The sequence below is a fragment of the Bacillus yunxiaonensis genome (assembly GCF_037104695.1).
GTDB classification, from domain to species: Bacteria; Bacillota; Bacilli; order Bacillales; family Bacillaceae_G; genus Bacillus_A; species Bacillus_A yunxiaonensis.
On the sequence record NZ_JBAWSV010000014.1, the window covers coordinates 48,249 to 58,881 of the forward strand.

At 37.3% G+C, this 10,633-nt stretch carries 14 protein-coding genes and 1 rRNA gene; 13 read left to right on the forward strand and 2 right to left on the reverse strand.

All coding sequences use genetic code 11. From position 1 onward, the window contains the following. The first annotated feature begins 17 nt into the window (after window positions 1–17). From rplQ to WAX78_RS24385, 10 genes are all read left to right on the forward strand, one after another. Window positions 18–380, forward strand: coding sequence for a 50S ribosomal protein L17 (gene rplQ / locus WAX78_RS24340; protein WP_098310011.1), 363 nt, complete (start codon window positions 18–20; stop codon window positions 378–380). Between the two features lie 261 nt (window positions 381–641). After that, window positions 642–1,484 carry an energy-coupling factor ABC transporter ATP-binding protein gene (locus tag WAX78_RS24345; RefSeq protein ID WP_336484576.1) on the forward strand — a complete coding sequence of 281 codons (843 nt, stop codon included), beginning with the start codon at window positions 642–644 and terminating at the stop codon, window positions 1,482–1,484. Continuing rightward, a complete protein-coding gene (locus tag WAX78_RS24350) occupies window positions 1,460–2,341 on the forward strand; it encodes an energy-coupling factor ABC transporter ATP-binding protein (protein WP_336484577.1) in 882 nt (293 codons plus the stop codon). The genes WAX78_RS24345 and WAX78_RS24350 overlap by 25 nt, the downstream gene beginning before the upstream one ends. Continuing rightward, a complete protein-coding gene (locus WAX78_RS24355; RefSeq protein WP_336484578.1) occupies window positions 2,329–3,123 on the forward strand; it encodes an energy-coupling factor transporter transmembrane component T family protein in 795 nt (264 codons plus the stop codon). The genes WAX78_RS24350 and WAX78_RS24355 overlap by 13 nt, the downstream gene beginning before the upstream one ends. 14 nt (window positions 3,124–3,137) lie before the next feature. Then, window positions 3,138–3,881, forward strand: a complete 744-nt coding sequence (gene truA, locus WAX78_RS24360; RefSeq protein WP_336484579.1) for a tRNA pseudouridine(38-40) synthase TruA — start codon at window positions 3,138–3,140, stop codon at window positions 3,879–3,881. A 156-nt stretch (window positions 3,882–4,037) separates the two neighbouring features. After that, window positions 4,038–4,475 (forward strand): 50S ribosomal protein L13, encoded by a 438-nt coding sequence (gene rplM, locus WAX78_RS24365; RefSeq protein ID WP_336484580.1) that lies wholly within the window; start codon window positions 4,038–4,040, stop codon window positions 4,473–4,475. Between the two features lie 21 nt (window positions 4,476–4,496). Further along, on the forward strand, window positions 4,497–4,889 hold the full coding sequence (gene rpsI, locus WAX78_RS24370) for a 30S ribosomal protein S9 (RefSeq protein ID WP_020063209.1): 393 nt from the start codon (window positions 4,497–4,499) through the stop codon (window positions 4,887–4,889). 164 nt (window positions 4,890–5,053) lie between these two features. Then, on the forward strand, window positions 5,054–5,482 hold the full coding sequence (locus WAX78_RS24375; RefSeq protein ID WP_336484581.1) for a DUF2521 family protein: 429 nt from the start codon (window positions 5,054–5,056) through the stop codon (window positions 5,480–5,482). Window positions 5,483–5,548: 66 nt separating this feature from the next. Beyond that, window positions 5,549–6,262 carry an N-acetylmuramoyl-L-alanine amidase CwlD gene (gene cwlD, locus WAX78_RS24380; RefSeq protein WP_336484582.1) on the forward strand — a complete coding sequence of 238 codons (714 nt, stop codon included), beginning with the start codon at window positions 5,549–5,551 and terminating at the stop codon, window positions 6,260–6,262. A gap of 150 nt (window positions 6,263–6,412) precedes the next feature. Next, a complete protein-coding gene (locus tag WAX78_RS24385; protein ID WP_336484583.1) occupies window positions 6,413–7,474 on the forward strand; it encodes an Mrp/NBP35 family ATP-binding protein in 1,062 nt (353 codons plus the stop codon). 15 nt (window positions 7,475–7,489) lie between these two features. Here the strand turns inward: WAX78_RS24385 and gerD are convergent, their stop codons facing one another. Next, window positions 7,490–8,098: a spore germination lipoprotein GerD gene (gene gerD / locus WAX78_RS24390; RefSeq protein WP_336484584.1), complete on the reverse strand. Its 609-nt coding sequence runs from the start codon at window positions 8,096–8,098 to the stop codon at window positions 7,490–7,492. Window positions 8,099–8,235: 137 nt separating this feature from the next. Between gerD and WAX78_RS24395 the strand changes: the two genes are divergently transcribed. Beyond that, on the forward strand, window positions 8,236–8,838 hold the full coding sequence (locus WAX78_RS24395) for a KinB-signaling pathway activation protein (protein ID WP_336484585.1): 603 nt from the start codon (window positions 8,236–8,238) through the stop codon (window positions 8,836–8,838). Window positions 8,839–8,895: 57 nt separating this feature from the next. Here the strand turns inward: WAX78_RS24395 and pdaB are convergent, their stop codons facing one another. Further along, window positions 8,896–9,660: a polysaccharide deacetylase family sporulation protein PdaB gene (pdaB, locus tag WAX78_RS24400; RefSeq protein ID WP_336484586.1), complete on the reverse strand. Its 765-nt coding sequence runs from the start codon at window positions 9,658–9,660 to the stop codon at window positions 8,896–8,898. 412 nt (window positions 9,661–10,072) lie between these two features. Here pdaB and WAX78_RS24405 point away from each other — a divergent pair, with 412 nt between their 5' ends. Then, the gene (locus tag WAX78_RS24405; protein WP_336484587.1) at window positions 10,073–10,291 is read left to right on the forward strand and encodes a hypothetical protein; all 219 of its coding nucleotides are present in this window, start codon (window positions 10,073–10,075) and stop codon (window positions 10,289–10,291) included. Between the two features lie 218 nt (window positions 10,292–10,509). Beyond that, a 16S ribosomal RNA gene (locus WAX78_RS24410) occupies window positions 10,510–10,633 on the forward strand; the annotation flags it as partial.

Here is a 10,633-nt window from a genome sequence, read left to right on the forward strand (position 1 = left end):
AAAGGAGGGAACTACGAATGGCATACAGAAAATTAGGCCGTACAAGTGCGCAACGTAAAGCTATGTTACGTGACTTAGCTACTGATTTAATTATCAACGAGCGCATCCAAACGACAGAAACTCGTGCAAAAGAACTTCGTTCTGTAGTGGAAAAAATGATCACTTTAGGTAAACGCGGAGATCTTCATGCTCGTCGTCAAGCAGCTTCTTACATTCGTAATGAAGTTGCTAATGCTGAGACTGGTCAAGATGCATTACAAAAATTATTCGCTGATGTAGCTCCACGCTATGCTGAGCGTCAAGGCGGATACACTCGTATTGCAAAAATTGGTCCACGTCGCGGTGACGCTGCACCAATGGTAATTATCGAGTTAGTATAATGACAAGCAAAAGGGCAGGACAGTACTTTTTAAGTAACTGGTCATGGCCCTTTTTTTTTAAGTATAGAAGAAAACGTTTATCCCGCTATTTGCGGGCAGTAAGACCCACACTTCAAGATTCAGAGAGAAGCGGGGAAGTTAGGTGGGAGATAACTGCCCGTAAAAGTCCGATTGGTGAGAGCTTTCCATCAGTGCGGGATGAAAAAACACTGATGGAAGTTTTATTTTATTTGGCTGAATAATGGAAGAGGGTGCCCACGAGTGAAAAAAGAGAAGCTCCGTGCTGAGAACATATCATTTCAATATCCTCAAGCTGCTTCTTACGCCCTGCGTGACGTTTCATTCTCTTTATATGAAGGAGAATGGGTATCTGTTATTGGGCAAAACGGGTCAGGAAAATCCACGCTTGCAAAGTTATTAAATGGCTTGTTCTTACCATCAGCAGGAACAATTACTGTAAATGAAACTCTTGTTTTATCTGAAGAAACTGTATGGGATATTCGGAAACAGATTGGAATGGTCTTTCAAAATCCAGATAATCAATTTGTTGGAACAACTGTACAGGATGACGTTGTCTTTGGACTTGAAAATATAGGAATGCCCAGGGAACTGATGATAGAGCGTATGAAGCACGCTTTGGAGCTCGTTCGAATGGAAGAGTTTCAAAATGAAGAACCTCATTATTTATCAGGTGGGCAAAAGCAACGCGTTGCAATTGCGGGTGTATTGGCACTTCAGCCTTCTATTTTAGTACTAGATGAAGCAACATCTATGCTTGACCCACAAGGCCGTAGAGAAGTGGTAGAAACAGTAAGAGATCTTGTTCGTACAAAAGGGGTTACAGTTCTTTCGATTACTCACGATTTAGAGGAAGCAGCGCAGTCGGATCGTATTATTATTTTAAATCGTGGAGAAATATTAGAAGAAGGAACGCCTGAGCATATTTTTCGATCACCGAAAATGCTGAAAGAAATCGGTTTAGACGTACCATTTTCTGTGAAAATGGCAGAATTGTTGAAAAGCAATGAAATTCCTTTACAATCAATGCATCTTACAATGGAAAGTTTGGTGAACGAACTTTGGAGATTACATTCCAAAAAGTAGAGCATCGTTATCAATATAAAACCCCATTTGAAAAACGAGCCCTTTACGACATAGATATTGCGTTTCCTAGTGGCGGATATTATGCGATTATTGGTCATACGGGTTCGGGTAAGTCAACGATGATCCAACATTTAAATGGTTTATTACAACCAACGAGTGGAACTGTTCGCATTGGAGAGTATACAATATCTTCTCAAAAGAAAGTAAAAAAATTAAAACCTCTTCGAAAAAAAGTTGGGGTTGTTTTTCAATTTCCAGAACATCAGTTATTTGAAGAAACAGTGGAAAAAGATATCTGTTTTGGTCCTTTAAATTTTGGTGTGTCTGAGCATGAAGCGAAACAAAAGGCAAAAGATGCTATTCGATTGGTTGGGCTATCAGAAGAACTATTAGAACGATCTCCATTTGAATTAAGCGGAGGGCAAATGAGACGTGTTGCTATAGCGGGTGTATTAGCGATGGAGCCTGAGGTATTAGTATTAGATGAACCAACAGCAGGACTTGATCCAAAGGGCCAGAATGAGCTTATGGAGATGTTTTATCATCTTCACCAGCAAAAAGACCTTACGGTGATTCTTGTGACACATAATATGGAGGATGCTGCAAAATACGCAGAAAGCATTGTTGTCATGCATAAAGGAACGGTCTTTTTGCAAGGAACATCAGAGGAAGTCTTTACGCATGCAGACGAACTTGAACAAATTGGTGTGTCTCTTCCGATGTCGCTGAAGTATAAGCGGGAAATTGAAGAGAAATTAGGCATTTCTATACCGAAAGCCACCTTGTCTTTAGAAGATTTAGCAGATGAAGTCATACAACTGTTTAGAAAAGGTGGGGATTCATTATGCAGCAGCTAATTATCGGAAGATATATTCCGGGAGAATCTGCTATTCATAGACTGGATCCTCGTACAAAACTGTTAATTGTTTTTTTATATGTATTTGTTGTATTTTTAGCAAATAATGCAATTTCATATGGCTTGCTATTTTTGTATGCACTCATTGCTTTGTTTTTTGCAAAAGTGCCGATTCGTTATATTCTGTCAGGATTAAAGCCTATTTTATGGATTTTTTTATTCACGTTCTTTCTGCATATTTTTACAACAAAAGAGGGTGCTGTGCTCGTTCAATTTGGATGGTTTTCTATATATGAGAAAGGGCTTCAGCAGGGAATTTATATTTCCATTCGTTTTTTGGTCATTATTTTAATGACCACTCTCTTAACGTTAACAACAACACCAATTGAAATTACAGATGGCATGGAGACACTATTGCATCCTTTAAAACGTTTAAAAGTCCCTGTTCATGAAATTGCACTTATGATGTCTATTTCGTTGCGCTTTATTCCGACTTTGATGGATGAAACGAGTAAAATTATGAAAGCACAAGCTTCTCGTGGTATAGACTTTGCAGGTGGTCCAATAAAAGACAGGTTGAAAGCGATTATCTCGTTACTTGTACCACTATTTATTAGTGCGTTTAAACGTGCAGAGGACTTAGCGATTGCTATGGAAGCACGAGGTTATCAAAGTAATGGATACCGTACGAAATTCCGGCAATTAGAATGGAAATGGCTTGATACATTAACACTCTTGAGTCTATGTGGTTTAGCTTGTATTTTAATTTTAGTTCGATCGTAATGGAGAGTATGAATATGCAAAGAATAAAATGCACAGTCGCGTATGATGGAATGAATTTTTGTGGATACCAAATTCAACCGAATCAACGTACTGTTCAACAAGAAATAGAGAAAGCCTTGCAAAAGGTGCATAAAGGAGAGCCTGTTCGTGTACAAGCATCAGGAAGAACGGATTCCACTGTCCATGCCAAAGGCCAAGTCATTCATTTTGATACACCGTTATCATTAACAGGAGAGCAATGGATGGCAGCTTTAAATACAATGCTTCCAGATGATATTGTTGTGCAGCAGGCCGAGAAAAAAACTTTAGACTTTCATGCACGATACGGTGTTGTAAAAAAAGAATATCGCTATCGTGTATTATTATCTAAAAAAGCTGATGTATTTCGTAGACATTATGTATATCAATACCCATATGCATTACAAATAGAATCCATTCGAAAAGCGATTCCTTATTTTATTGGAACGCATGATTTTACTTCATTTTGTTCGGCAAAAACTGATAAAAAGGATAAAGTGCGAACAATTTATGAACTAGATTTAATAGAACAAGGTGATGAGCTAATCTTTCGCTTTGTTGGAAATGGTTTTTTATATAACATGGTTCGAATTATTGTCGGTACGCTGCTTAGCGTCGGTCAAGGAAAAATTTCTCCTGAAAGTATTCCAGATATTTTAAAAAAACAAGACCGTCGTTTTGCTGGGAAGATGGTACCGGGGCAAGGCCTGTATTTATGGGAGGTAAACTATAACAACTAATCCTGGTGTAACATTTGCTTGACATTAGAAACTCAAAAGGATATCATAACATATGGTATTGTTTCTAAAACCGCGATTAGCCCCGGAAGGAAATCGTGTTTAAGATAAACAATAGAATTTTTTCTATGGAAAAGATATTGAGTAGGAGGGAAACAAATGCGTACGACTTTTATGGCAAAAGCTAACGAAGTTGAGCGTAAATGGTATGTGGTTGATGCTGAAGGTAAAACTTTAGGTCGCCTTGCTACTGAAGTAGCATCCATTTTACGTGGTAAAAACAAACCAACATTTACACCACATATTGATACTGGTGATCATGTAATTATTATTAACGCTGAGAAAGTTCACTTAACAGGTAATAAATTAAACGATAAAATTTACTACCGTCACACTAACCACCCAGGTGGACTTAAGCAAAGAACAGCTCTAGAAATGCGTACAAACTACCCTGTACAAATGTTAGAGCTTGCTATTAAAGGCATGCTTCCAAAAGGACGTTTAGGACGTCAAATGTCTAAAAAATTAAATGTGTATGCTGGATCTGAGCATCCACACCAAGCACAAAAACCAGAAGTTTACGAACTTCGCGGATAATTAATTAAAGGAGGGCTTACTTTGGCACAGGTACAATACAATGGTACTGGACGTCGTAAGAGTTCAGTAGCACGCGTACGCCTAGTTCCAGGCGAAGGACGCGTTATCATTAACGGTCGTGATTTTGAAAACTATATCCCATTTGCTGCATTACGTGAAGTAGTGAAACAACCTCTAGTTGCAACAGAAACTTTAGGTAACTACGATGTACTTGTAAATGTACATGGCGGTGGATACACTGGTCAAGCTGGTGCTATCCGTCACGGTATTTCTCGCGCTTTATTAAAAGCTGATCCAGAATACCGTTTAACATTAAAACGTGCAGGTCTATTAACTCGTGACGCACGTATGAAAGAGCGTAAAAAATACGGTCTTAAAGGTGCTCGTCGTGCACCTCAGTTCTCAAAACGTTAATTTTTGCGAACTTCAAACCTCAGCCTTTGGGCTGGGGTTTTTTTATGTTCTTAAACATCTTCTGTTAGCATCCCCTTCTTTGGAATATTTTAGTGCTGTCTTCTTGTGTATGCTTCCTACTGAGAAGTTTAGACTAATACGTACATAGGGAGGTTTTAAGTACTATGAATGTTATTGTGAGCCTGAAAGAAAAACAAAGAGAAAAGCAGCTGAAGTATGAACGTAACATACTGCGTGAGTTATCATTACAAAAACTCAGAGAAAATATTCGTGATTGCTTTTGTATGGATACATTCCATCGTCATTATGAAGATTATTGTATAGAGTTAGGTATTGAATCTTATTTATTAGGAGCTAGGTATAGTAAGTTTGGCTATTATGGAGAATCACTTTTAGATGTGAAAAGCAGAGCGTCTCATGAGGAAATTCAATTAACAGAAATGCTATTTCATTTTTTGACGAGTGTTCCTTTGCATACTTTAGAAGAAAACGAAGATGATCACTTATATACGTTATGTCAGCACTTTATTAGTGCTTGGTGGCAACAAGGATATGAAAAGGGTGAGAAAAGATATCGCATGAAGCTGCATTAAGAAAATCATAAACTTTCCTCTTGTCCCATATAAGTAAGTAGAGGGACTAGCTAGAGGGGGAAAGGTATGAAAAGAATTCGGATTATTTCTTTTATGTTAGCGGCGGTTGTACTCTTTTTCTTGGCGAAGCAGGATTTTCAAATTACAAAATCATGGAGAGCTTGGAATTTGCCTTTGTCTGGAAAAATTATTGTACTAGATGCTGGTCATGGCGGCCCGGATGGAGGAGCGGTTGGCGGAGAAGATATTGTTGAAAAAGATATTACATTGGAAATTACAAAAAAAGTACGAGATTATTTACAAGAACAAGGAGCGCTCGTTATTTTAACGCGCAATGGAGATTATGATTTAGCAGACAAAAGTACAAAGGGATATAGTCGCCGCAAAGCAGAGGACTTAAAAAAACGTGTTGATATCATTAATAAGTCTGATATTGACTTTTTTGTTAGTGTGCATTTGAATGCCCTCCCAAGTGGCGATTCGAAAGGGGCACAAACATTTTATTATCGTTCTTTAGTAGAAAACGAGCGGGCAGCAAAATTTATTCAAGCTGAACTACGAACAAGTCTCGAGAATACGAAACGTTCTGCAAAGACAATTTCTCATGTTTATTTATTGAAGCATGCAAAAACACCTGGTGCGTTAGTTGAAGCTGGCTTTTTATCTAATGTAAATGAAAGATATTTATTAAACTCAGAGAAATATCAGCAAAAAGTTGCTGCTGCTATATATCGCGGGGTCCTGCGATATTTTACTGAGAAAGGAAACCCTCCCGATTAAGGAGGGTTCTTCTTTGTAACGGAGTTTTCCGAAAATATGCTATACTTACAATGAAAACGCATTTATTTCGTTCGGCTGAGTTATTACATGCTAGTAAGAACTTAGTTTGAATTATTTCATCTTATTTTTGTACAGGGGGCGGGACAGATTATGGTAACGAAAGAACAAGTAGTGGGAGCACTTGAAGGGATTGTAGATCCTTTTCTAAATAAAACATTAAAAGAGACAAATGCTATTAAAGAAGTCGCTGTGAAACCGGAGAAAGAACATGTGAGCATTAAGATTGCGATTGTGAAAACAGGAACAGCGGAACAAATGCAGTTGCAAGGAACAATTGTGAAATTAGTGAAAGAATTAGGAGCAGCAACAGTTGGTCTGCGTTTTACAGAATTTACGGAAGAAGAACAATTACAATTTGCTCCGCAAGAAGAGCAGGGTGAATCTTTGTTATCACCGCATTCAAAAACAACTTTCCTAGCAGTAGCAAGTGGAAAAGGCGGCGTTGGAAAATCGACGGTTTCTGTAAACTTAGCGGTTTCTCTTGCTAGATTAGGGAAAAAAGTTGGAATCGTTGATGCTGACATATATGGATTTAGTGTACCGGATATGATGGGAATTGAAAAACGTCCTATTGTACGAGGTGATAAAATTATCCCAGTGGAGCGTTTGGGAGTGAAGGTTATTTCTATGGGCTTTTTCGTAGAAGACAATGCGCCTGTTATTTGGAGAGGACCAATGCTTGGGAAAATGTTAAATCATTTCTTCACAGAAGTAGAGTGGGGTGATTTAGATTACTTAGTATTGGACTTACCTCCTGGTACAGGTGATGTAGCATTAGATGTACATTCTATGCTTCCATCTTGTAAGGAAATCATTGTGACAACGCCTCATCCAACAGCAGCTTTTGTAGCAGCTAGAGCTGGTGCAATGGCACTTCGCACAGAGCATGAGATCATTGGTGTTGTGGAAAATATGTCTTATTTCGAAAGTAAAGTAACTGGTGAAAAAGAATATGTTTTTGGAAAAGGTGGAGGAGAAAAGCTAGCAGAAGAACTTCGTACAGTAGTACTTGGACAAATTCCTCTCCAGCAGCCAGATTGGAATACAGAAGAATTTGCTCCATCTGTATACGATGAGGAGCATCGAGTTGGAGTAATTTATAAACAAATTGCTAAGCAAGTAATTGAGAGAGCAGCGATTGAACAAAAATAACCCTCAGTACGAGGGTTATTTTTGTGCTTTTTTTCCTTCTCCTGCTCCGCCTTCTTTTTTCTGCTCACCGCCACTTTTCTGAGCCTTTTCAACACCTTTACTAATAATATCAATCATTTTTGTTTGAAATAGTGGGCTTTCGGCAGTTTCAGTTATGACTTGCTGTAAATATTGACGATACTCTTTACTTTTCATTGTTTGCATCATGATTTTCCCAACTTCTGGATTCTTCATGATTTCTATAACACCTGCTTGATACTCAGGATCTTTTAATAATGTTTTCATTAAATTTGTTTGCTCTTTCTCAATGCTTTTTGCAAATTTAGCGGCGAACTCAGGATCTTTAAATGCTTTTTCCCAAAATTGTTGCCCTTTGTCTGATACCATAGTATCTTCGATCGTTTTTTTTACTACAGATTCATCTAAAATAAGAGCTTGTTTCATTTTTTCATCGGTTAGTACATCTTGGATTGCTTTTTTGCCCTGATCCGTTTTTAAAATATCAATAATCATTTTTTTCGTTTGATCATAGTCTAATTGGGATTTTGCTTCTTTTTGTGGTGCACATGCAACTATTCCGATAAAAAGGATGAAAGAGACCAAAATGAGCAGATTCCGTTTCATCAGCCGGGGCTCCTTTCGCATATTTCTCTTTTTAATATAAATATCTTGAAGGAATTTATACATATTGATGGCTAGCTTTTTAAAAATGAGATTGTTACAATTTAAGTAGAAATATATAGATAATGGGGGATATGTCTGTGAATAGCCGAAAATGGGTACGACTCTTTTTGACGACATTGGTTCTTGGGGGAAGCAGTACAATCTTTATCGGTTTTCTTTTAGAGTGGGACAAGTATAATAAATTTTTTCAAAATTTCGACGGAAAGGAAATTTTAATAGTTTCTTTTTGGTTACTTGGAGTAGGTTTTATTTTTAGTGTCATTAGTCAGATGGGTTTCTTTGCGTATTTAACAATTCATCGGTTTGGACTAGGGATGTTTCGCTCTCCATCTCTTTGGAATGCAATACAAATTTTCTTAATTGCATTTGTATTATTTGATTTTGTATACTTGCGCTCTGTATTGATTGCAAATGGGAATGCATCACTTGGTGTGAATATTTTTGTTGCTGGGGCTCTGTTTGTATTTGGAGCAATTGTCGCTTACATAAAAAGTAAAGAAACGAATAAGAAAGCTTTTGTCCCGGCCCTGTTCTTTATGATTGTTGTGACTGTTATTGAATGGGTTCCAGCGCTGCGAATCAATGATACAAATTGGTTATACTTAATGGTTGTTCCGCTGTTGCTGTGCAATGCATATCAGGTCCTAATGTTACATCGTTTAATAGGACAAAAAAGCTGATTCCTTTATTGGAATCAGCTTTTTTTATCCTGCTATTCGCGGACAGTAGGTGCAAGCTCAATCTATGTCTTTGCTTTTAGCTTTTGTATTAGAAATGAGCTGAGAGACAGGGGTGTTTTCCAATCCATCCGTTTTTAACTTTTGAAGCAGCATTGGTAATGCTTGATTTGTCTGTAGCGCTGAGTCAGAAGCGTGAAGTAGAATGATATCTCCCTCGCGTAGATTTTTTGAAACGGTAGTAACAATTTTATTGACTCCAGGATTTTTCCAGTCGTTTGAATTATTACTCCAGTGTACAACCGTATATCCTAGAGAATCCGCAATTTTTAATACCGTTTTATTAAAGTTGCCATTAGGAGGACGTAGGAGTTGAACTTGTTTCACTTGAAGTTTGGTAAATACGTCCTGTGCCTTTAGGAGATCCCTTCGGATTTCATTTGCTTCTAATGAGGTGTAGTCTTTGTAATTGTATCCCATACTTCCAATTTCATGACCATCTTTTATAATGCGCTCTACAATATCGGGGTGGCGTTCTGCCCATGCTGCCGAAAGAAAGAATGTGGCGTTTGTAATCTTTTTTTCTTTTAATGTATCTAGTATAGGTAATGCTTTCTCATCCCCCCAACTAATATCAAACGTTAAAGCAACTTGTTTTTTGGTCGTGTCTCCTTTATAAATTGCTTTTGGACCAGTAGTTGTTGAAAAAACTGATTGATGAGAATATGTTTTTAAAAAGAGCAGCCATGCTGTAAAAAGGGAAAGCACAATAATAAGACTAATTTGTTTAAACTTATGTTTACTTGTTATAAAGAAGAAAAACATCGTTTCTCCGCCCCTTTGTCCAATCCTTTTCAGTTACTTATATGCAGAAAAAGAAGAAAAGAGAACTAAACGATTAACATCGTAAGAAAAGGATATACTGAACGGTAATGATTTATATAATTTATCCCGCTACTTATTGGACAATAAGGTCTCTACCTCAAGATTTGGAGAAAGCGAAGAAGATAGATGGTAGATAACTCCCGATTGGTGAGAGCTTTCCGACAGTGGGGAGGAAAAACCTCAATGATAGAAGTTACATTTTATCCTGTCTTGATATTTAGAGAAATAGATTGATGAGATCAGTGTATGAAGTAGAACAAGATACTTGATTCCAAGTATAAAAAATAACTTTAGTTAATTTTATATATATTAGGAAAGCGTTATGTGGATAAGAAATAGCTGAGGTGACAGAATGATTGGGTTATTGATTACGGAGCAAGAACAAAAAGAATTAGAATATGTATTAAAAAGAGAGTTAGATGAATTGTTATTCGATTTTGCGGATAAGAGAATCCATCTTATTGTAAAAAAGACGATGGAAGAGCGATATAAATTGTTATTTACCTTATTTACAAGAATTGCTCCACCTGAAGATTGTACAAAGTATATGAGAAAAAGAATTTTTTATTAAAAAGTATTGACGGTATAGTTTTATATATGATAAATTAATATTCGTCGCTGATGAACAAACTCATCAAGCGGAAAAAGAAATAAAAACATTGTTGACATTGAATAACTGAGATGTTAACATAAGGAAGTCGCAATTGAGCGACGGATAAGTTCTTTGAAAACTGAACGAAACAAACAACGTGAAACGTCAATTTTTATTTATGATGCTAGACAAACACTTTATTGGAGAGTTTGATCCTGGCTCAGGATGAACGCTGGCGGCGTGCCTAATACATGCAAGTCGAGCGAACCGATTAAGAGCTTGCTCTTAAGAAGTTAGCGGCGGACGGGTGAGTAACACGTA

Bases quoted from the DNA above. Each gene is read 5' to 3' on its own strand.
- pdaB (WP_336484586.1), bottom strand. From the start codon at position 9,660: ATGTTTTTCTTCTTTATAACAAGTAAACATAAGTTTAAACAAATTAGT.
- WAX78_RS24405 (WP_336484587.1), top strand. From the start codon at position 10,073: ATGATTGGGTTATTGATTACGGAGCAAGAACAAAAAGAATTAGAATAT.
- WAX78_RS24355 (WP_336484578.1), top strand. From the start codon at position 2,329: ATGCAGCAGCTAATTATCGGAAGATATATTCCGGGAGAATCTGCTATT.
- truA (WP_336484579.1), top strand. From the start codon at position 3,138: ATGCAAAGAATAAAATGCACAGTCGCGTATGATGGAATGAATTTTTGT.
- gerD (WP_336484584.1), bottom strand. From the start codon at position 8,098: ATGAAACGGAATCTGCTCATTTTGGTCTCTTTCATCCTTTTTATCGGA.
- WAX78_RS24375 (WP_336484581.1), top strand. From the start codon at position 5,054: ATGAATGTTATTGTGAGCCTGAAAGAAAAACAAAGAGAAAAGCAGCTG.
- rplQ (WP_098310011.1), top strand. From the start codon at position 18: ATGGCATACAGAAAATTAGGCCGTACAAGTGCGCAACGTAAAGCTATG.
- cwlD (WP_336484582.1), top strand. From the start codon at position 5,549: ATGAAAAGAATTCGGATTATTTCTTTTATGTTAGCGGCGGTTGTACTC.
- WAX78_RS24385 (WP_336484583.1), top strand. From the start codon at position 6,413: ATGGTAACGAAAGAACAAGTAGTGGGAGCACTTGAAGGGATTGTAGAT.
- rplM (WP_336484580.1), top strand. From the start codon at position 4,038: ATGCGTACGACTTTTATGGCAAAAGCTAACGAAGTTGAGCGTAAATGG.